This is a genomic window from Leclercia sp. LSNIH3, from assembly GCF_002935105.1.
In the GTDB taxonomy this organism is placed as follows: Bacteria; Pseudomonadota; Gammaproteobacteria; order Enterobacterales; family Enterobacteriaceae; genus Enterobacter; species Enterobacter adecarboxylatus.
The window spans coordinates 635671-657844 of record NZ_CP026387.1 but is presented as its reverse complement, the minus strand read 5'-3'; the positions used below and the strand labels follow the sequence as shown (position 1 = coordinate 657844).

At 47.4% G+C, this 22174-nt stretch carries 19 protein-coding genes; 10 read left to right on the top strand and 9 right to left on the bottom strand.

Annotation, left to right across the window (positions count from 1 at the left end):
* Positions 1-22: 22 nt before the first annotated feature.
* Positions 23-916, bottom strand: a complete 894-nt coding sequence (locus C3F35_RS03295; RefSeq protein ID WP_103792977.1) for a GntR family transcriptional regulator — start codon at positions 914-916, stop codon at positions 23-25.
* Between the two features lie 418 nt (positions 917-1334).
* On the opposite strand from C3F35_RS03295, the gene C3F35_RS03290 reads away from it, so the two are divergent.
* Positions 1335-2222, top strand: a complete 888-nt coding sequence (locus C3F35_RS03290) for a GNAT family N-acetyltransferase (protein WP_103792976.1) — start codon at positions 1335-1337, stop codon at positions 2220-2222.
* Positions 2223-2535: 313 nt separating this feature from the next.
* On the opposite strand, the gene C3F35_RS03285 is transcribed toward C3F35_RS03290, so the two are convergent.
* The gene (locus C3F35_RS03285; protein WP_103792975.1) at positions 2536-3228 is read right to left on the bottom strand and encodes a response regulator transcription factor; all 693 of its coding nucleotides are present in this window, start codon (positions 3226-3228) and stop codon (positions 2536-2538) included.
* A gap of 198 nt (positions 3229-3426) precedes the next feature.
* Entirely contained in the window at positions 3427-4320 is an 894-nt protein-coding gene (locus tag C3F35_RS03280) for an NmrA family NAD(P)-binding protein (RefSeq protein ID WP_103792974.1), read from the bottom strand.
* A 156-nt stretch (positions 4321-4476) separates the two neighbouring features.
* Between C3F35_RS03280 and C3F35_RS03275 the strand changes: the two genes are divergently transcribed.
* Entirely contained in the window at positions 4477-5061 is a 585-nt protein-coding gene (locus C3F35_RS03275; RefSeq protein ID WP_158251935.1) for a TetR family transcriptional regulator, read from the top strand.
* Between the two features lie 80 nt (positions 5062-5141).
* Here C3F35_RS03275 and C3F35_RS03270 read toward each other — a convergent pair whose 3' ends face one another.
* The 3 genes from C3F35_RS03270 to C3F35_RS03260 are packed head-to-tail and all read right to left on the bottom strand — an operon-like array spanning position 5142 to position 10898.
* Positions 5142-8246, bottom strand: a complete 3105-nt coding sequence (locus C3F35_RS03270; RefSeq protein WP_103792972.1) for an efflux RND transporter permease subunit — start codon at positions 8244-8246, stop codon at positions 5142-5144.
* 25 nt (positions 8247-8271) lie between these two features.
* A complete protein-coding gene (locus C3F35_RS03265; RefSeq protein ID WP_103792971.1) occupies positions 8272-9408 on the bottom strand; it encodes an efflux RND transporter periplasmic adaptor subunit in 1137 nt (378 codons plus the stop codon).
* A 44-nt stretch (positions 9409-9452) separates the two neighbouring features.
* Positions 9453-10898 (bottom strand): MFS transporter, encoded by a 1446-nt coding sequence (locus C3F35_RS03260; RefSeq protein ID WP_442786119.1) that lies wholly within the window; start codon positions 10896-10898, stop codon positions 9453-9455.
* A gap of 159 nt (positions 10899-11057) precedes the next feature.
* Here C3F35_RS03260 and C3F35_RS03255 point away from each other — a divergent pair, with 159 nt between their 5' ends.
* The 7 genes from C3F35_RS03255 to bglB all read left to right on the top strand — a co-directional run bounded on the left by C3F35_RS03255 (position 11058) and on the right by bglB (position 19123).
* On the top strand, positions 11058-11654 hold the full coding sequence (locus tag C3F35_RS03255) for a TetR family transcriptional regulator (protein ID WP_103792969.1): 597 nt from the start codon (positions 11058-11060) through the stop codon (positions 11652-11654).
* A gap of 75 nt (positions 11655-11729) precedes the next feature.
* Positions 11730-12488, top strand: coding sequence for a MipA/OmpV family protein (locus tag C3F35_RS03250; RefSeq protein ID WP_103792968.1), 759 nt, complete (start codon positions 11730-11732; stop codon positions 12486-12488).
* A gap of 89 nt (positions 12489-12577) precedes the next feature.
* Positions 12578-12913 carry a helix-turn-helix domain-containing protein gene (locus C3F35_RS03245; RefSeq protein WP_103792967.1) on the top strand — a complete coding sequence of 112 codons (336 nt, stop codon included), beginning with the start codon at positions 12578-12580 and terminating at the stop codon, positions 12911-12913.
* A 1068-nt stretch (positions 12914-13981) separates the two neighbouring features.
* Positions 13982-14974 (top strand): LacI family DNA-binding transcriptional regulator, encoded by a 993-nt coding sequence (locus C3F35_RS03240; protein ID WP_103792966.1) that lies wholly within the window; start codon positions 13982-13984, stop codon positions 14972-14974.
* 242 nt (positions 14975-15216) lie between these two features.
* Positions 15217-16308 carry an alcohol dehydrogenase catalytic domain-containing protein gene (locus C3F35_RS03235; RefSeq protein ID WP_103792965.1) on the top strand — a complete coding sequence of 364 codons (1092 nt, stop codon included), beginning with the start codon at positions 15217-15219 and terminating at the stop codon, positions 16306-16308.
* A gap of 78 nt (positions 16309-16386) precedes the next feature.
* The gene (locus tag C3F35_RS03230; protein WP_103792964.1) at positions 16387-17967 is read left to right on the top strand and encodes an MFS transporter; all 1581 of its coding nucleotides are present in this window, start codon (positions 16387-16389) and stop codon (positions 17965-17967) included.
* Positions 17968-17980: 13 nt separating this feature from the next.
* Positions 17981-19123, top strand: a complete 1143-nt coding sequence (gene bglB / locus C3F35_RS03225; protein WP_103792963.1) for a beta-galactosidase BglB — start codon at positions 17981-17983, stop codon at positions 19121-19123.
* A 671-nt stretch (positions 19124-19794) separates the two neighbouring features.
* Here bglB and C3F35_RS03220 read toward each other — a convergent pair.
* The 3 genes from C3F35_RS03220 to wrbA all read right to left on the bottom strand — a co-directional run bounded on the left by C3F35_RS03220 (position 19795) and on the right by wrbA (position 21584).
* Complete coding sequence (locus C3F35_RS03220) at positions 19795-20367, bottom strand: DUF1349 domain-containing protein (protein WP_103792962.1); 573 nt, start codon at positions 20365-20367, stop codon at positions 19795-19797.
* Between the two features lie 372 nt (positions 20368-20739).
* Positions 20740-20967 (bottom strand): YccJ family protein, encoded by a 228-nt coding sequence (locus C3F35_RS03215; protein WP_032617466.1) that lies wholly within the window; start codon positions 20965-20967, stop codon positions 20740-20742.
* Between the two features lie 20 nt (positions 20968-20987).
* On the bottom strand, positions 20988-21584 hold the full coding sequence (gene wrbA, locus C3F35_RS03210; RefSeq protein ID WP_032617467.1) for an NAD(P)H:quinone oxidoreductase: 597 nt from the start codon (positions 21582-21584) through the stop codon (positions 20988-20990).
* Positions 21585-21978: 394 nt separating this feature from the next.
* On the opposite strand from wrbA, the gene C3F35_RS03205 reads away from it, so the two are divergent.
* Positions 21979-22155, top strand: coding sequence for a general stress protein (locus C3F35_RS03205; RefSeq protein ID WP_032617468.1), 177 nt, complete (start codon positions 21979-21981; stop codon positions 22153-22155).
* Positions 22156-22174: the final 19 nt, after the last annotated feature.

Sequence of the window (22174 nt, the reverse complement as noted above, 5' to 3'; positions counted from 1 at the left end):
AGCCGATTTTTTTGGGCTGGCTTTAACTTTCCGCGCTGATTCGGCGCATTTTTTTATTATCGAGGGCGACGGAAAGGTGCTGCTTCATAGTGTAGGACGCCTCTATGCGCTGCCCGGATTCGATCAGGGCGAGGATGCGCATATGATCTTTTACCTCAGCGTAGTAACGGTTGCGGTCATCCATGATCCGGTAATCCATCAGCCGACGCATGCGGTTGACATTGCGCAGCGAGATTTCAAAAAAGGGATTATTGGAAAAAGCGATAATGGTTTCGTGGAAGCGGTAGCCTGCCAGCTGTAGCTGGGTAGGGGAAAGGCGTTCAATCCCACTCTCCAACAGCATCTCCAGCTCGCGGCGGATCTCGTTAATCTTTTCCTGAGGCGCGTTAAAGGTGGGCTCCAGAATGGCCATCGGCTCAATAACCATACGGAAGCTGAAAATCTGCTCCAGTGCGGTCTTGGTTTTTGCCACCGGTAAAAAACGCCAGCCGTAGCCCTGTTTACGTTCCACCCAGCCTTCACTGATCCCCCTGGCAAGGACAGTCGACAACTGGCTCTTGGTGAGGTTATAGCGCTTCATCAGGAATAGCTCGGTCACTTCTGACTCGATTTCGTCCCGTAGCCAGTCTTCGGCAAGTTGGTAATACTCCGGTAAATCAAGCTCTTCCGACAGCTCCTGCTTAGTATCTGCTTGCGGGGTGTAGTCATCTTTAACGAAAAAGCCGCGGTTTTGCTTTTGCTGCAGAACCCCTTTCTGTTCCAGATAAACTAAGGCTTCGCGGACAGGCGAGCGGGAAACATCGAAGGTTTCGGCCAGCTTAGGTACACTCAAATGTGAACCCAGAGCAATATCGCCAGTATCGATTAACCCCATGATCTTTTGTGAAATTCTTTCGGTTAGTGCACTAATCTTCATCTAAGCGCCCTGAGTAAAAATGCAAATTTGATAAAGATTATTGCATTTATCTGTAATTAAAAGCAATGATGGGGGAGGGGCTCAGAAAGGTATCATATTTAAAATGTGATGTGGCCAGAAAAAATGAAAGACGAAGTTGCTCGGGCAAATTTTGACCTCGTCCTAATTTTAATCCTCGAAAAGAGATATAAACAGAATCAAAAACAGAGAGAATGAATGATAAAAGCCTCTTGCTTAAATTATGCCGTACTGCAGTAAATATTGAGTCAAAATATCATTGATAATTTATTTGAGCGCAATTTTATAGTGAATATATACCAATCCTAAACGACTTCGAAATAAGTTGCAATCTTGATTAAGTCTTGACAATGACGAGTTATAAAGCACGTCATTTTGCAAACTTTCAAATGGTTAGAACATGGGGAAACTGAAAAGAGTTATCTATGGCTGGAAAGCCTCAGACTCAGAAACATATCGAGAGTGTTATGAGAGTCATGGAGGAAGTATAAATGTTAATCCGGATGTGCTGGATTTTATAGCCAAGAAAACCGGGCATCAGGTTACGTATTTTCAGCGTGAGAAAAATGGTGAGATTGAGGGGGCATACCCTTTAATTGATAAACATGTTGGAGTCAGGGTCTGGAAAAAATACCCCATCTCTTATGATGATGTTCTTTTCCCCATGTCCAAAACAAGTCGGGCAATGTTTCCTGAACGTTGCAATCGAATCTCTCCCTCTCTGAAAGATAACCTCTTAAATATTAATTATAAAATTGCACGAAAAGGTACTGTATGTATTATTAAGGATGAATTTTCGTCAAAAACTGAGAAAAACAGACGAAATGAATTAAAGAAATTTACTGATGCTGGAGGGGTCTGTATAGATCAAAGTTATTTTTCAGCTACTGAACTTGCGAGTCTGTATGTTAGACTTTTCAATTCCCGCTTTGCAGGCAAGGTTACCTGTCACAGTGAGGAAAATCTTGTAGATATGATTACAGAGTTACGACACCTTATATTCGGTAATGTACTTTTAATTAATGACCTCCCTTGTGCGTTTGACCTCGTATTTTGTGCAGAAAGCAAAAGTATGGTTTATTTTGACGTTCCTAACGGTGGCCTTGATCCCGCTTATTCGCATTTCAGTCCTGGAAGTTTATTGATGTGGAAAAACATACATGCAGCTAAAGCCTTTTGTGAGACTAAAAAGAAAAAAATGATTTTCTCTATAGGCGCTTTTGAAGAGCAATGGTCTTATAAACTCCGTTGGGCTTATGTAAACAAAACGGGAAAACCCTTTATCTAGTCGCCTCTTGTACCTGATTTACAACCAGGTACAAATAACAGGCTAATATTATGGTAAGGATACCCTGGGCAGAGTCACCTTAAACGCGCGTTAACGACTGTTAAGGTAGCAGGGATAACATGTTAAATTACTCAATAATGTTTGCGAGCGGTTGTTTTGTAAGCGGTGAAATATAATTTGCGAGCTGTGTAAGCGAAGCATGATAATGAGAGTAAATATGGGAAAAATCCTTACCATAATAATGTGCTTCTGAAAAAAACAGCATTAAGTATAATGTATGCCATAAAGTTAATAGATGATTTTGTTTTTCATTTCATGCATCTCTGAGCCTATAACCAATACCCCTTATATTGGTAATAATATTATACTGACCCGCCTGCTCTAATTTTTTACGTAAATTGTAGATATGCGTATCCACTACACGTTCAAACGCTTCACTTTCGGGATGGCAGGCCTCAAGCAGAGCTTGACGAGAAAAGGCTTTTTGCGGATAGGAGATAAATAGTATCAATAGGGTCAATTCTGTAGGCGTGAGCTTCAAGCGAAATTCCTTACCCTTATCATTGACCACCCATGCTTTATAAGATGCCGTATCAACACGGATCTCTGCATATTTTAGAAAACTCACTTTATGGATCCCCGAAGTACGACGGAGTACTGCATGAACGCGAGCCGAAATTTCTGTAGGGTTATAAGGTTTTAAGACATAGTCATCCGCACCGAAGCGTAAGGCATTAATGGCACCGGCACTTTTTTCTGGTGACGATAACATTATCACAGGGATTTCACTGTTGCGTCTTAATTCAAGCAAAATCTCCATGCCGCTTAATGCTGGCAGCACTATATCGAGTAGAATTAAATTCGGCTCCCATCTTAAAGCAAGTTCAAGCCCTCTTTGCCCGTCACTGGCTACCAACGTGTGAAAGCGTTCTTTTTTTAGATACGCCTCAAGAATATTTGCCGTATCCAAATCATCTTCAATGATCAGTACTTTCTGCATTCTAATGCAACCTTCGGGGTGATAATTTTATATTTACCAGAAAAAATTCTTGGCACGCCTGAGTTTACATATCAAGAATTCATTATTTAAGCGTGCGATTAAGGCTTCTTTAAAAAATTGTATGGGCAATAATATTAAAGCCACACTGATGTAGCCCGTAAATTTATGTACAGGCTACATTTATAACCGATCATGTTCTTTACATTAAATGAACCAATCACGCTTCTTGTGGATAAAACTTTGTAGCGTCTCGGGATGGTATCCCATGAGTTTGTAAAAATCAGAGCTTGCATGTGCAGCATCCCAAATTTTACTCTCATGTTTCATATACTGAATTAACGTTTCAGCCTGATCTCCCGCCCAACTTTTTATTCCAGCATCACTATCTTCATACTGAACATTCTTATCGGTTTCAGCACTGATAATTGTAGCGATATCGCTAAATCTGTAACGACCAATACCCGTTATGATATGATTTTTCCCAACGTGTTTTTCTGGACCCTCCAGAAGAACTTTGATGAATACCGAAGCCAGATCGTCTTCATTCAGCCAGAAACGAGATGCGTCATGCGGCAGAATTACTTTTTTATGCTCTTTGACGTCTGAAGCAACCATCCACGAGAGATTATTAAAGAACCACCCACCCGCATTCACAAATGCAACAGGAATATCACTTTTTGCATATATTCCCTGTGCGACTGTATGCAAACTGCTGCCAACTTTAATCGCTCGATATTCAGGATCGAGATCGTCGGCGCTATCTGTTTGCGAGTTTGCAAGCATACGAACAACAAGATCAACAGTGGGACTGGCTTTTGCAGCAGCAATAATGTTTGGAGTAGCTTTCTCTTCATCAGTTACAAAATCAGGCGGGATCACAACGATACGATTCATTCCTTCAAACGCACGATGAAGACTTTGCACATCATACCAGTCAGCATGCATGACCTGGGCCTGAGGATAAGCGGCTTGCAGTTTATCCACTCCCTCCTTGCGGCTGCTTGTCAGTCGAAGAGAGACATCCGCTTCTTGAGATAAACCGGCGACGATTCGGGAAGCAACATTGCCTGCCGCGCCAATGATAAGAATTTTTGTCATACGGAACTCCAGATATAGTCGTGTAGGTGAGTGATTTTTATGTGTTGCGCATCAATATAGTTAAATTTGTACACTTGTCCAGAATTAACTTGGACTGGTGTACAAATCTCTTTTGCTCTATTCTGCGCAATTGTTTGAGGATTAATGAGGTCGTTAATGTCCTATCTAGCTCGGGAAGAACGTCGGACACAGATTGTAGACGCTGCTGTTGCATTAACGATCAGTGATGGTTTAGCTGCCGCAACGGTGAGAGCTGTTGCAGCAGCCATCAATGCCTCACCAGGTCAGATTCATCATCACTTCCCATCAGCCGATGCACTTCGCGCTGAAGCTTTCAGAGAGTTTGGATTGCGCCTGGAAAAAGAGTATGACGACATCAGTAGCTCGCTGACTCCCTTTGACCAACTATTCCTTTTGCTCGATTGTGATTCCTATGATTCAGGACCTGGAGTAGAACGCTTGTGGAAGGAGGCGATCTTCGCCTCCGGCCAGAACAGCCTTATTCGTGAATCAGTCCAGGCGGTACTCGAAGGCTGGCGCGTCAGGGTTGCCGATGCGTTGCTCGCTGTTGTAGCTGAACGAGGCCTGGTAGTCGCAGGAGATCTTCATGTTTCTTCAAGGCGTCTTATAGGTATCGCCATAGGTTGGGATGTTCTTACAGACTTCAATTTTCAAAGGCCTGACAGGAATACAGACCTTTCCAGTTACATTGAATTTGAGCTTTCAGGACTTATTGGTTAAACGGGGGTCAGGTTATTCATTTCAGAATGGTGATTTGTCCCGGCTACAGGAGAGGTATTACCTCTCCTGTAAATGATCAATCAGGTGCGCGCTTTCTTTCTGAACTTGTCAACTAGCGTTAAAACCGTTACGAAGAAAACGGGAACGAAAAAGATAGCCAGTAGGGTTCCGGTTACCATGCCGCCAAACACGCCGGTCCCAATAGCCTGCTGCGTTGTGGCACTTGCTCCAGAAGCGAGCATTAGCGGAACGACGCCCAACGTAAATGCCAGCGATGTCATCATTATCGGCCTTAAACGCATCCGCGCGGCCTTGACCGTAGCATTCAGAAGATTTTCGCCGTCGTGTTGCAACTGACGGGCAAACTCAACGATGAGGATAGCGTTTTTAGCAGAAAGACCGATGATGGTGATCATCCCCACCTTAAAGAAGGCGTCATTCGGCATCCCTCTCAGGTAGACAGCAATCATCGCCCCGATAAGGCCAAGCGGGACCACAAGCATGACTGAAACCGGGATGGACCAGCTTTCATAGAGAGCAGCCAGCACGAGGAAAATGACCAGCATTGAGAGCAGCATTAACATCGGAGCCTCAGAAGCTGACTGCTGTTCCTGGAGTGACTGACCCGTCCATTCGATGGCAAAACCCGCCGGCAAATCTGCGGCAATTTTTTCCATTTCCGCCATTGCATCCCCGCTCGAATAACCCCAGTTTGGCCAGCCTGTTATCCTGAATGCCGGATATCCTTGATAACGGACCATTTGCACTGGTGAGACCTGCCATACCGGACGGACGAACTCTGACAGCGGTACCATCCCGCCATTTTTATTACGAACGTTGAGGGACAGTATTTCGGGCAACTGCATGCGTGATTCCGCCTCGGCCTGCACTATAACCTGCTGTATACGGCCATCATTAGGGAAGTCATTCACATAACTCGATCCAAGTGCACCGGAAAGCGTCTGATTGATTTCATTGAAAGAAACGCCCATCGCTTCAGCTTTTTGTCTGTCAACTTTCAGGCTGAGCCCCATACCATCAGGCAGTCCGTCCATATACACGCCATACAGCGCTTCACTTTGGCCTGCTTTTTCCAGAAGCATATTAAGGGCTTTCACTAGCTCCGGATAACCGTGCCCGGAACGGTCTTCCAGACGCAGGGTGAAACCAGATGAGGTGCTCAGCTCAGAGATCGCAGGAGGAAGAAGGCTGGTTACAGTGGCTTCCGGAATATCGCCCAGAACATTCTGGATATTTGTCACTTCATTTTGCGCTGTCGCGCCGTTGCGCTGATCCCAGTCTTTAAGCGTGGTAAACGCCATCGCGGAGTTTGTACCCGCACCAGAGAAGCTGAACCCCAGAATTGAAACATTACGTTCCACCCCTGGACGTTCCATTACCTGTTTTTCATACTCCTTCACCACCGCCTCAGTACGTTTCATCGTGGCGTCAGCTGGCAGCTGTATTGAAGTAATAAAGTATCCCTGATCTTCTTCTGGCAGGAATGATGAAGGTAAGAATTTAAATGCTAAATAGAGAACACCGCACAATGCCAGATAGATGAAGGTCATCCTTCCTGTCTTACGTATGACCCGGGTAACGCCATTTTCGTAACGGCCTGTGAGGCGATCAAATGATGTGTTAAACCACGTGAAGAAACGGTTTTTTTTATGGGAATCAGCCGTTACGGGTTTCAGTAGGGTTGCGCATAGCGCGGGAGTTAGCGTTAATGCCAGAAACGCGGAAAACAGAATCGAAACCGCCATCGAAAGTGTAAACTGACGATAAATCACACCCACCGAGCCAGAGGCAAGCCCCATTGGCAGGAATACCGCCGTCAGAACTAACGTGATACCGACAACCGCGCCGGTAATCTCCTTCATGGCCTTAACCGTAGCCTCTTTAGGCGATAATCCTTCTTCCGCCATCAGGCGCTCGACGTTTTCCACCACGACAATGGCGTCATCCACAATTATCCCTATGGCCAGAACCATGCCGTACATCGTCAAAACGTTGATGGAAAAACCGGCCAGCATCATGACCGTGAAGGTGCCCAGCAACGCTACCGGCGCAACGATCGCCGGTATGAAGGTGTAGCGCACATTTTGCAGAAAGAGATACATCACCAGGAAAACCAGCACCATCGCTTCGATAAATGTATGAACTACCTTTTCGATCGAAATTTTTACGAAGGGCGATGTATCAAAAGGAATGGAATATTCCATGCCTGACGGGAAGGATTGCGCAAGATCCTGCATTCTGGCCTTAACCGCGTCAGATGTACGAACAGCGTTTGCACCGGGAGAGAGCTGAATGGCAGCGGCGGTTGAGCCATGCCCGTTTTCCCTGATGGCAAACGAATAAGACTGTAAACCTAGTTCAACACGAGCCACATCACCTAACGTTACCCGCGATCCGTCCGGATTCGCCCTGAGGACGATGTTACGAAACTCTTCTGGCGTACCAAGCTGACCATTGACGTCTAATGGATAGGCTGTCAACTGATTCGCAGTTGCAGGGGAATCACCCAGTTTGCCGGGCGAGACCTGAGCATTTTGTTCAGTAATTGCCGTATTGATATCGCTGATTGAGAGCTTGTAGGCAATGAGTTTTGAAGGGTCGACCCAGATGCGCATGGCTTTCTCCGAGCCAAATGCCTGTACTTTGCCGACGCCATCAATACGACGAAGCTCGTCTGTTATTTTTCGCGCAAAGTAATCGCTCAGGTCGGCCTCGCTGAACCTTCCATCAGGAGAATTAAGACCCACCATCATCAGGAATCCTGAAGAGGCGGCCTCAACGCTTAAACCATTCTGACGGACAGCCTGTGGTAGCCGAGGCTCCACGACTTTAATCTGATTCTGCACATCAACCTGTGCAAGCCGGATATCTGTACCGGGTTTGAAAGTAACGGTGATAGTCGCTACGCCAGATGTATCGCTGGTCGACTCATAATAAAGCAGATCGTCAACACCGGATAACTCACGTTCAATGAGTGAAATGACCGATTCGTTCATGGTCTGAGGCGTTGCACCGGGATAGGTCACCGTAATAGACAGGCTCGGCGGCGCAACCGACGGATATTGAGCGACCGGGAGTTGCGGGATAGCGATCACGCCTAAAAGAATAATAAAAAGCGCAATTACCCAGGCAAATATAGGTCTGCGAATAAAGAACTGTGACATCAGAATTTCCTGTGATAATAAGTCATTACGAAGCTAACTGGGTTTCATCAGGACGAGCAGTAACATCAGCGCCTTCCTGGAGCTTGTCCTGACCTTCAATGACTATCTTGTCGCCAGCTTTCAGGCCGGCTGTTACCGTGATTCCTTTCGCCGTTTGTTCTCCGGTCTGGATTTCAACGCGTTTCGCTTTATTATCCTGACCAACAATCCATACGGTGGTCTTATCTTCAGATCTGTTAATAGCCTGCTCAGGAATGGCCATGCCCTCTTTTTTGATAAGGCGTGTAATTTGCAGCTTCACAAACATACCGGGAAGCAGGGTCCGTTGAGGATTTTCGACTTCCGCCCGAAGAACAACATCGCCGGTTTCATCGCTAACGCTTATGCCCGAAAACAGCAAATGCGCAGGCGTGTCATAGGGCCGACCCTCATCATCAAGCACGACAGCTGTTATGCCAGACTGACCTGCCGGAACAGCGTCATTGAGCTGGTAGAGAGAGCGAAGAGCCTGAGAGGGGACACGTGCATCAACATAAACATGATCGACTTGTTGTATGACAGCCATAGCCTGCGTATCGCCAGGGCTGACCAGTGCGCCTTCGGTAACGAATTCCTGATCCACGCGCCCGCTGATAGGGGCCTTAACGGTTGCATAATTTAAATCCAGCTTTTTACGGTTTAGAGATGCTGTCGCTTCGGCAAGTTCTGCCGCAGCCTGTGCACTTGCCGCTTTTGCATCGTCAAGATCCTGCTGGCTAATTGCGGCATTTTTTTGTAATTGAGAGAAACGATAAGCGCGGCTACTCATCTGTTGATAGGTGGCTCTGGCCTTTGCAACTGCCGCATTAGCCATTTCGACATCTGCCTCAAAAGGCGCTGCATCGATCTGAAATAGTGCTTGTCCTTCCCGTATTTCAGAACCCTGGAGGAAAAGTCGCTTTTGAATTATCCCCCCTACCTGAGGGCGAATTTGTGCTGTCTTTACCGCAGTAACGCGTGCAGGAAAATCACGAACGGAATAGATATCTTCAGTGCCAAGCGTTTTAGTGACGACTTTGGTTTTTGCTGGCGTGGAAGAAGTTTCATTCATCTCTGCCGAATCACAACCTGCGATAAAAAATAAGCATAGCGTTGTGCTGATAGCCAGCTTCCTGATATTCATGGTCAATTTCCGAGTTTATTAATGTAAGAAGTGTGGCCCTGCCATCAGCTGTGGCTGACGGCATTACCCTGTTTGAAAATAAAAAAAGTCATAATCATCAACACCATCAGAATTAACGAGGCTGATTCAAGCATGACATTATGCGACTGCATAAAAGCAGACGATGCAGATGTAAGAAGCGCCTCACGGGCTCCTTCATCCAGATGGCGAGCAGCCTCAACGGCTTCGCTTAGCGATGCGCCTGCAGAAGCGCGAACGGATTCCGGCAAGTGCTCCGGCAGACGAACTGTACTGGAGTACACGCCAGCGAGAACCGAACCGAATATAGTTATTCCCAGCCCGGTCCCCAGTTCATAAGACATACCCTCAATGGAGCCTGCAGAACTGGCTTTATGCACAGGTGCTGCGGACATGATGGCTGAAGAAGAGGCCATTAAAGCAACGGTATCCCCGGCCCCGAGTAGGGTCATCCATAGCCATGCTTTTGTGGCCTGAATACCAAAGTTAATGTCTGACAGCATATAAAGACTCAGGGCTGATACGGCAAGGCCGGACACAGCAACCATCCTGATACCGAAGCTGTTAATCAGATAACCGGCAAGAGGGCCAGCCAGACAACCTGCAAGCATAAGCGGCATGATATACAGCCCGGCCTGTACAGGGGTGAAGCGGTGGACGAACTGTAACTCCTGAGAAATAACAAGCTCAAAACCAACCAGCGTAATCATTGAGATCAGCGCAAGAACGATTCCGGCGAGAATATTGCGTTGTTTTAATAAATCTGTATCGAGAAGAGGTGATCGGCTCACCATCTGGATAGTGATGAAACTGCCCAGTAAAACCAGACCGACCAGTAAGAGATAAACCGACATAAGGGCGGGGTTGCCATGATTTATAAGGCTCTTGGCTCCATAGATAATTATCAGTATTGCACTCATCAGCAAAAGCCCCTGAGAGAGGTTTACTGGTTTGCGGATACGGCTTTCATCATCAGGTATCCATCGCTGAATTAACATAATTACAACCAGTACAACCGGGACATTGATGAGGAAAACAGATCCCCAGTAAAAATGGCTCAGTAAAGCCCCGCCTACCAGTGGGCCTGCCAGAGCACCGCCTGTACCGATTGTTGTCCAGATTCCCAAAGCCATATTTCTGTCTTTATCATCCGTAAAATTCTTTCTTACAGCTACGAGCGTCGCAGGCACAATCATTGCAGCACCGACTGCCAGAAGCGCACGCGCCGCAATGAGGAGTTCCGGCGATTGGGAGAAGGCAGCTCCTGCAGAAGCTATGCCGAAAACCATGCTTCCTGCGATCGCCATTTTTTTGTAACCGATACGGTCTCCAAATGAACCCATGGGCAGCAGAAGTGCAGCCATAATCAGAGGGTAAATGTCCATAATCCACAGTAACTGATGGTGAGAAGCCTGAAGCTGCGTACTTAATACAGGCGCTACAACGTAGAGGACTGTTGCGTCAATGGACACAGGTAAGTACATGAATATAATCACTAAAGTACATACCATTTACTTTTCATGCTATAGGTGCCTTGTAGAAACAGTAAGAAGTGGACATGTGTTCAAGTTAAATTTATAGTGAACTTGAACGCATGTCCACATTGAGTTTAAAAAAGGAGTCGAATCGGAATGTCTTATTACAGTCGTGAAGTGAGGCACCAGATGATCCTGGAAACAGCCGTAAACATTGCTTACCAGGAGGGATTATCGGCTATGACAGTAAGGAGAGTTGCACAGGAAGCCCAAACTGCCATTGGACAGATTCACCACCATTTTTCATCTGCTGGCGAGTTGAGGTCTGAGGCTTTTAAGCTTTCGGTCGAGCAAGCCCTGAATCTGCTGATTGATGTGGGAGAAAAAGAAAACGCAAGTTGTCTGGAAATGCTCAGCTGGTGTCTGTTTATTGAGGATCATGAAGAGGCACATAAGTACAGCAAATTGTGGAAAGAAGCTGAGGTCATTTCATTTAATGATGAAAACATGCGTGACGCGTTCCGGCAGGTTACCAGACAGTGGCATACGTCGATTGTTAACCTTCTTGAAAAAGGCGCCTTAAATAATGAATTCAGATATGGCAGACCGAAAGAATTGATAGCATGGGATTTTATTGCTTATTCTCATGGCCTTGACGGGATATTCAGTCTCGGAATCGAGGGCTTTGGTCATAAGGAATATAAAGACAGCACCGAAGCATTTATCAGGAGTCAGATTGAGATAATTACGTAACCTGGAAGATTTCAGAGGAAATTTTCTGGTGAGAAAGAGCATTATAATATTGTTTAATTTTTGGCAAGGTAAGGTATGGCATATAAAATTGTATCGGGCGTGTCTCTGGCATTTCTGATGGGAATTTCTTTAAACTCTGCGCAGGCGGATGATTTTTCGTTAGGTTTAACTGCGGGATGGTCTTCAAAACTGTATAAAGATGTTAATCCTAATAAAAACAGTCTCATATTTCCCAATATCGATTATGATGCGGGTCGCTTCTGGTTTCATGGGCTTAGCGCTGGATATGATCTTCTTCAAACACCTGCGGATAGCATCTCTTTAGTCGGATATTATTTCCCGCTTTCTTTTAAAGCAAGTGACAGCCGTTCACATGCAATGCGACAGCTAAAGAACCGCCGCAGTACGTTGATGACAGGTATCCGGTATGAGCATGAATCTATCAATATGGGTAAATTTGAAACCACGCTTGCTACTGATACCCTTGGTACGAGCAATGGTTTTCACTGGAACAACGCCTGGAGTTACCCGGTACAGATTGGTTCACTTGGTATAGAACCCGCTTTGGGTTTCAACTGGAATGACCGAAAATTCAACAAATATTACTATGGCGTTAGCGCCGAAGAAGCCGGGAGAAGTGGGTTACGAAAATATACGCCCGGTGAAAGTGTAACACCCTATGCAGAAATCAATATGAATTATACATTGGCTGGAAACTGGAACATTTACGGGGGGGCTCGCTATACCCTGTTACCGGATGACGTTAAAAAGAGTCCAATGATAGAAAAAGATTCGCTTCTTTCCTTGTGGACCGGGGTCGCTTATACATTTTAATTTCGAGCCGGGTTTATTAGCCCGGTCTTTTAACAAGCACTGGTTTTTGTGTCAATACACGATAACCAGATCTGCTTGCAGGTGACACTATGAATGAATCCAGGTTTTGCTCTGAGTTAATAATATGGATTGAAGATAATATCAGTGAAAGACTTCTTCTCGATGATATTGCGATAAAATCCGGCTACTCAAAATGGCATCTGCAACGAGTGTTCAAAAAAAACACAGGCACCCCTCTTGGGTTGTTTATCAAACGGAAAAAGCTGGAATATGCTTACCATGATATCATGGTAAAAGAAGAGACAATTACTGACATTGCGGTCAAATATGGCTATGAGTCATTGCAGGCTTTCTCCCGGGCTTTTACCAGACACTATAGGCTTCCGCCATCGATAATTCGTAAAAAAGGTGTTGAAAATAAATAAAATATTATTTCGGCAAGAGAGGTTTATGCTGTACAGAACGTTATAACAGAGTGGTTTTTATATGCCATCCACCCTTCATCTCTTTCCTCTCTGACAGTTATACGTATAAATCTCTCATCACTGCCAGCTGTTTATAAGATAATAAACCCTTTGAACAATATTCCTTTATATGTGATGTGGTTCATTTGTGGCTACAGATACGCCTTGTAATTGTGCTGAAATTGCGATCGCGCAAAAAGCGGGCAGTATTGTCTTCAATGACATATTCAGTACCACATGAAAGCAGGAACATAATATGACGTGTGGCAGGCGATAAGAGGTAATACTGAACAGCGATTGGAAGTCAGTCAGACGGAATCTTTCCGGGTATACTAATGTTGTACTGTCTATTCTCCCGGTCATTAGTTTCTGCCTGCTGCGCCAACCGCTCAACCAAAACTACCGAAGCTTTGACATCAATGGACCCATGACGCCACGCAGATTATAGCGACAGGTAAGAAGAGCGTGCTATGCCACACGCAGTTAGCGACCTTTTTTGCGCCTGTTCTGATGCTCTGATGCTCTGATGCTCTGATGCTTTGAGGGCCGGAACCGGACGATCGTAGACGCTACCAGATATCGATGTTGCACTCGCCGCCATCGGTACGCAGGTCTTTGCGGACTATACAGCGATTGCAAGCTACACCATAGTCGTCGATGCTGTTCTTGTGCTCAACAATTGTGAGCGTCTGGAACGGGTGCAGAAAACCTGGGTGAAGTAATAACAGACAGAACGCTGAATGCTGTAGGTTTGTTTTGTACGAGATGCGGACAGACTTCTCATACCCAACGTATTTTCCAGTCAGGGCAGGGTGCTTCGCGCTAATATGCCACCAAAACAGTACCAGAGCCTGATGCAGATGATAAGATTATGGTCCAACAAGGAGACATTCTTCCAGCTAAACCAGAACTGTCCGTTTACATTCACTGCTGGTGATGAAATTGATCCAATGGCTGCACAGCAGGTAAAATAAAGTCCTCATACTTCGAGGTTATATTCATCCTCATTCATCCAAAAAAGTCCTCTACATGAAAAAAATCGGTAATAAAGCACCTACCATCACTGATATTGCTCGTCTGGCGGGGGTAAGCAGCATTACCGTTTCCAGAACTTTTACCGATCCGGATAAAGTGAAAGCTAAAACGCGGGAGAAAATCCTGCAAATTGCTGGCGAAGTTGAATACGTTCCCAATGTTTTTGCCCAGAATATCAAGACCACCCAAAGCCCGATTATTGGCATTGTCACCGACGACACCTTTAACCAGAGCTATTCGTATGTTATTCAGGAGTTGTGTCAGCATGCGGAAGCGAAAGGCTATTCAGTGATGATCTTTACCACGGGCGGCAATCGCGAATCAGAGGTAAAGGCTATTAATACGCTGGTTAGCTACAAGGCAGCTGGCGTGGTGTTGTCTGTTATCAATGATACGCCCGACTATGACACCAGCCACCTGAAAACGCTGTACCATTCTTCAACCAAACTCATTCAGTTTGATCGCCAGTTCGACACCACGCTACCCGCTGTTTACGTAAACGATGAGCGGGCAGGTGAGCTGATAGCTTCAGTGATCAAGCAAAAGCAGTATCAGCATGTACTCGTGATTGGTGGTCAGGAGCAATCCCGCATCACACAGGCTCGTGTTAACAGCATTTGCCAGAATCTCCCCTCTACAACGCAAGTAACGCATTTGTATGCCGATTATCGTTATGACAATGCGAAGGCGATGATAACGGCTCATTTTGCTGCGGGTGACAGGCATTATGACGCTATCGTAGGCGTCAATGGCGCCATCTCTCTGGCTGCACGCAGCGTCGCGACGAAATGGTCGCTGGCTGGCGTGGATTTCCTCTCTATCGACGACATCCCTAACGCCGAGGATTTCGGCTTTTTCTACCCCTCCGTTGTTCATGATTACAAACAGTGGGCCACCATTGTGGCGGAAAACCTGGTTGCCGCTATTGAGGGGCGCCCCTGGCAGCCACGAACTGTGATTAATGGCTTTTTGAAGAATACCCGTTGAGCCAGGACTGATAGGGTCGCTGTTTAACCATCAATGTTAACATGAACATTTTCTGGGGTGGATTCATAGGTAATCTTCAGGAGGTTCATAAAGTAAAACGCTGTTTTATTTTATGTTGCTGATTATTAAGGGTTATTGAAACTATATTGTAATGAAGATCACAAATAGAGTGGCGTTGCTTATAAATGTTCACGAAAACATTATAAGGTTTATGTAACTTCATTCGTTACAGGAACGCTGCTTTGAACATCAAACCTACCGTCATCAAACAACTGGTCAATTTTGGCCCGCACGATTACCGATTAGTGACTTCGCCCTTGCCGGAGCCACAGCACAATGAGCTGCTGGTGAAAGTCGGCGCATGTGGCATTTGTGCCTCTGATTTCCACTGCTATCACGGCGCGCCTATGTTCTGGGGGAATGAAATCTTCCCGGCCTATGTCAAAACGCCGGTGGTAAGCGGCCACGAATTTTTTGGTACGGTGGTTGCTGCGGGTCCTGATGCGCTGGAGCATTTTGGCGTCGAGGTGGGCGACCGGGTGATCGCCGAGCAGATCGTTCCCTGCGACAAGTGTCGGTTTTGCCGTAACGGTCAGTACTGGATGTGTGAAAAACACGATATCTATGGCTTCCAGAAAGAGGATGCCGACGGCGGCATGACCGAATACATGCTGTTTAAACCTACCAGCCGGGTGCATAAAATCCCTGAGTCTCTCTCACTGGAAGAGTGCGCGCTGATTGAACCTTTCTCCTGCTCCGTACATGCGGTCAACCGGGGCGATATTCAGTTTAATGATGTCGTAGTTCTGGCCGGTGCCGGGACGCTGGGGCTGGGGATGATTCAGGCTATCAAGCTCAAAACCCCAAAAAAACTGATCGTCATCGATACTATGCCTTACCGCCTGGCGCTGGCGAAAACACTGGGGGCAGATGTGACTCTTAACCCACTTGAAGATGATGTCATCGCCGAAGTTAAAGCGCTCACAGAGGGCTACGGTTGTGATGTTTATATCGAGGCGTCTGGCAATCCCGCCGCGGTCACGCAGGGATTGCAGATGATTCGTAAGCTGGGCCGTTTCGTTGAGTTCAGCGTTTTTAGCCGCGAAACGACGGTGGACTGGTCCATTATTGGCGATCGTAAAGAGCTGGATATCCGCGGCGCGCATCTCAGCCCGGGTTGCTACGAGACAGTTATCGATCTGTTCAGCCGCAAGCTTCTCACCGCTGAGGGCATCGTCACGCATAAATTCCCGCTCGATCGCTGGGAACAGGCTTTCGACACCTTCGGTACGCCAGAGGCGGTAAAAGTGCTGCTGGTGCCACACGCTGATTAAAACCTTTACCCACCGGTGCTGGCGGCTTCGGGCGTCAGCACGCTCTCCCTGTCCTCTACGCTTCGGGGCATAATAAAAATGAAAGAACGTAAAATCCGGCTCCATCACTATCTGGCTTATGGTTCAGGCGATTTTCTTGGCGCCGGAACCGCAGTGCTCACTTCTGCCTGGTTGCTCTATTTCTATACCAGCTTTTGTGGACTCACGCCTGTTGAAGCGACACTGATTTTTGCCTGCGCGCGAGTGCTGGACGCAGTGGTCAGTCCGTTGATGGGCTATCTGAGCGATAACTTTGGCGGCAACTGGTTTGGTAAACGATTTGGACGACGTAAGTTCTTTATTATGTTGGGTATTCCCTGCATCTTCAGCTACAGCTTTATGTGGGTGGGGGGGATGGATTTCTGGTACTACCTGGTAACGTATCTGCTGTTTGATATCGTCTATACCATGGTTCTGGTGCCCTATGAAACCCTGGTACCGGAGATGACAGACGACTTCAAACACAAGTCAAAATTCTCCGGGGCGCGTATTGCGATGGGGCAACTGTCGGCAATACTCGCGGCCTTTTTGCCAGGCGTTTTTCTCGGCCATTTCGGCAAAGACAATCCGCTCTCCTTCTTTTATGCCAGCCTCGTACTGGCAACGCTTTGCGCGGTGGTGCTGACCCTGGTTTGGTTCTTTACCTGGGAGCGCCCCGCAGAGCTGAAGTCGGTCGCTGAGCGGCAGTCAGAAGAGGAGGTACTCACTCTCGGGCAGCGTCTGAATCGCCTGCGAATTGAGCTGACGTCGACCTTCCGCATCAAAATCTTCCGTCAGCATCTTGGGCTCTATCTGGGGGGCTATATCGCTCAGGATGTATTCAACGCCGTATTTACCTATTACGTTGTGTTTGTGCTGATGCAAACCGCCCAGACTGCGTCGAACCTGATGGGGGTGATGGCGATCCTGCAGTTCGTGGCGGTGGTGGGGATGATCCCGCTTTGTATCCGCTTTGGGCCAGCGCCGAGCTACCGTTTTGTGGTGGTGCTGTTTGGCCTGGCGTCAGCGTCCTTTGCGCTGGTCTATTATCTGGGAATGAGCGATATCTACTCGCTGTTACTGTTTATTTCTGCGGTGGCCGGTCTGGGACGTGGTGGTATTAACTACATTCCCTGGAATATCTATACCTACATTTCCGATGTTGATGAAGCGGTAACGGGCCAACGTCGCGAAGGGATCTTCGCTGGGGTGATGACCATGACGCGCAAAGCCTCACAGGCCGGAGCAGTCATGCTCGTGGGGATAGTTATGCAGATGTCGGGCTTTGTGTCGGGGCAGAATGTTCAGGATCCGCAGGTCAGCCATACGATTTTACATATTCTCAGTTTTGGCACCATCGGCGTGCTGGCGATTGGTTTTATTATCTCGCTTAAATTCAGGCTTAACCTGCAAACGCACCAGCAACTGCAGCAGGAAAACCAACGCATGCGAAAGGCCAACGGCCCGCTGCCCGCAAGCGTCTCGCCTCAGACCCGAGCGACGGTCGAGACCCTGACGGGTATGCAGTATGAATCGCTATGGGGCAATAACAATATTGGCTATCTCAACCGTATGAAAGCCGCGCCCCTAAGGGCAGGCGCACCGCGTTCCGCTTTTATCCCTTCTGAAAACGACAACTAGACAGGATGACACAATGACGATTTATCCCGTGAAACACAGCGCGTTACTGCGCCAGCCAGAGCACGTTATCTCTCGCGATGCGTTGAAAGATTTGATCCATAAAGTCGCACAAAATCTGACTGCTATCGAAGACACTACCGGTGAGTTTGCACTGCATCTGGATGACGGTCGAATCATAGATGCGAAAGGCTGGGCGGCAGGCTGGGAATGGACGCACGGCATCGGGCTTTATGGCATTTTGCAGTTCTATCAGCAGACGGGTGAGCCGGAAGTGCTTGCCATTATTGACGACTGGTTCAGAGCAAGGCTTGCAGAAGGAACGCCGACTAAAAACGTTAACACTGTCTGTCCATTACTAACGCTGGCCTACCGTTATGAAGAGACACGCAATCCGGCCTGGTTGCCGCTCCTTGAGCGCTGGGCTGAATGGGTAATGTACGAAATGCCACGTACGGAAAAGGGCGGTATCCAGCATGTCGTCATTCACAAAGAAAATAATCAGCAGCTTTGGGATGATACCCTGATGATGACCGTGATGCCCCTGGCGAAAATTGGCAAGCTGCTGGGGCGGCAGGCGTATATCGAAGAGGCTAAATTCCAGTTTCTGACCCATATCCAGTATCTGATGGATCGGGAAACCGGACTCTGGTTTCATGGCTGGACCTTCGAAGGCAACCACAATTTCTCGCGCGCCCGTTGGGCTCGCGGCAACAGCTGGTTGACGGTGTCGATCCCGGACTTTATCGAGCTGTTAGAACTCCCGGAATACGATGCAACACGCCGGTTTTTACTGGAAGTGTTAAATAGCCAGGTTAGCGCGCTGGCAGAACTGCAGGATGAAAGCGGTTTGTGGCACACACTGCTGGATGATCGGGATTCGTATCTTGAAAGTTCGGCTACGGCGGGCTTTGCCTATGGAATTTTAAAAGCGGTGCGCAAGCGCTATATCAGCAGCGACTACGCTGTGGTAGGAGAAAAAGCGATTCGGGGTGTGGTGGGCTGTATCAACGACGAAGGTGAACTGACTCAGTCCTCCTTTGGCACAGAAATGGGACCGAATCTGGACTACTACAGACAGATTCCTCTGACGCCAATGCCTTACGGCCAGGCTATGGCGATTCTGTGTATGGCTGAATATTTACACACTTATCTCTAAACTATGAAGCGTAATGGCGGTCTCTTACTGCCATTACTTTTTTTGTGTGAGGTTGCCAGGATCCGCTCCTCGCTTATTACAGACTTCCAGCTCCAGGACGTTGTACGATTGGTGCCAGAAGAGGACTTAGAGCGCGTGAAAGGTAAGATGGTGCACAGTCATCAATGGTCAGATGATAGTGCTCATTCCCATCAAAGAGAAAACCTCGTCAGGCGGCTTTTTCAGTCAGATATTACTCAATACCGTATTTTTTTGAGTTAGAAAACCAAGTGGTTTCCAGTTCGGGCTTTTTACCAGCCCCATTTTGTCATTAAGGGAAACGACGCTTTTTTCAATTAGTTCGTGGAAAGTATTCATAAACTCTCATGTTTGAATTGCGGTGAATCGATATCGTACAAAATATCTATCCAAACCTGGATATCCAATACTTTTCAAAAAGCCAGCAAAGGACATACAATGTCTTTAACCGTCTCATTAAATAATAGTAAATCTAAATCAATCACTTAGCTACTCTCCATCTTAGTGTTCTGCTGCTTTAACAATATCAATGACCTGCTCCCCGTTGATTAATACACCTTGATGTTAGTAATGTCTTCATCAATAGCCTGAGGGCATATTTATAGAGAAGCAGGGAGGCGACGTAATCGCCTTTTATTGCTGGCCTTGTGACATTAGCTCAAATCATGCAGTGCCTTATCCAGCGGCGGCGTTAAAAGGATGTCCTGAAACACGACATCAAGCCCAGCCCGTTCTGGCGTACAACACATTGTACCGATCCTGACCGGACCCGGCGGAAAATAGCTCAGGCGTATTAAAGGCCACGTCTGTCCCTCTGTTGAATACTGCAGTCTCAGGCTGTCTCCTTTACGCGTGAGCCTCAGCCAGAACGCTCGCGCATCGCCGGGAAAAACTCCTGTAGCCCACTCGGAATGGCCAAGCGTCAGCACGCTGCCAATGGCGGGCGCGCCATCGTTATATTCAATACCCGCTTTTAGCCAGTGCTGCTCATCACCTATCATCATCAGTCCGGCCTGATCGTACAGCGTAGTAAAGTCTGCGCAGATTTTGAGCTGGAAAGTAAAATCTCCCTCAACCTCAGTGGCAAAGACATGACCGGTAAAGCGTTCAAACCCGTACCAGGTTTTGCGCCAGAAATCAGTTTTGTTATCGGTGGTGACCTGTAGAGTGTCATTCTGGCACTGCCACTTTGCAGGCTCATTTATCCAGGCAAACGATGTAAACATAACAGCTCCAGAATGGGTTATGGCTGACTTCACAAACACATCAGTAGAAACCTAAGCACCCCTAATACCAAACGTCATCATTCATAACGACCTTCAGGCCGTCGATGTCATTGAGTTTACGGACGTAAAATTAAGCTAATGTAACGTTCAGAAAAAGCCTTCCGTGCAGGCATTCTTCGAGGTTATTTGTACATCAGAGTAGAGGACTCCCCATTCAGAGAGTCCACTAAAATGGATGCACTACACACCCAAAGAGGGGGGGTAACGTGTCGGTGGCGCTTTGCTTATCCGACCTACCGAATCCCAACTCTGAACGGATTCTGTAGGCCCGATAAGCCTGGCGCCATCAGGCGTTAGTCGTCCGCGTTGGTATCAAACGTTTTTACGCTCAATGGTCTGCTCGCCCCAGAACAGCGAGTCTTTGTCGGTTTTGTCGAAGGCGATCACCAGCACTTCATCACTGCCTTCTTCCCAGATTTTCTCGGCCAGTTTTTCGTCATAGTTTGCGACTTCAAAAATCGCCTCGGCGATCTCTGGTGACGTATTACGTAAACGCGCAAATTCTCCGACGCGATGTGCTTTAGCTTCTTGAGTTGGCATAGTGAACCTCCTGTTGAGTATTAACCTTTCAGTTTAGCAGCCAGACCGGCAACGTATTCACCCTGATAGCGGGCAATGTTCAGTTCTGCTTCCGACGGCTGGCGTGAGCCGTCACCCCCGGCAATGGTCGTTGCACCGTATGGCGTGCCGCCGCGGACCTGTGAAATATCAAACAGCTCCGGCGTGCCGTAGCCGATGGGCACGATCACCATCCCGTGATGAGCCAGGGTCGTCCAGGTCGACGTGATGGTCTGCTCCTGACCGCCGCCGGTGCCGGTAGAGCTAAATACGCTGGCGATCTTGCCGTGTAACGCATTTTTGGCCCACAGGCCACCGGTCTGGTCGAGGAAAGTGCGCATCTGCCCGGACATATTGCCAAAGCGCGTCGGGGTGCCAAAAATAATGGCGTCGTAATCGCCCAGCTCCTGCGGTGATGCTTCCGGCGCATCCTGCGCTTTGCCTCCGGCTTTGGCAAAGGCGTCTGCCGGCATGGTTTCCGGTACGCGTTTGATCACCACCTCCACTCCCTCGACTTTCCTGGCGCCGTCCGCCACTGCATGAGCCATGGTCTCGATGTGTCCGTACATGGAATAGTAGAGCACCAGAATTTTCGTCATTTCGCTTCACTCCTCGCATGATTTAGAAGGCAGCGGCATGCTGCGCTCTTTTAAAGATATGACGTGACGGCGAGACTGCAAATTTTGAGGGCATTTATTTGATTTCAAACATAAAACAGGGAGGCCTCTTTTACGTAGCAAAATGAAACATTTTCGGTATTGTGGATTTTTAGAATGATAAGAACGGCTTATGGTTTCGTTTTAGCGAACGTCATACGAAAGGCTGATTTCATATTGCAGAATATTACGGTTAGCTGGCTGAATACCCATACTCCACTAAGCTTAGGTTCACGTGGCGCAGTTAAAGACACTTTTTTAGCGCCATCAGGTGAAAGAATTCGCTTTCACTGAATACAGTATTAAGTCTTATGTTTTATAACTCTGGAGGTCCGACATGGCAAACCATCGTGGTGGGTCAGGTAATTTTGCAGAAGACCGTGAAAGAGCATCAGAAGCAGGACGTAAAGGTGGCCAGCAAAGCGGGGGGAACTTCAAAAACGATCCTCAACGCGCATCCGAAGCTGGCAAAAAAGGGGGAAAAAATAGCCATGGCGGCAACAAAAGCAGTTAAGTTGCAGCCGTCTGAAGTA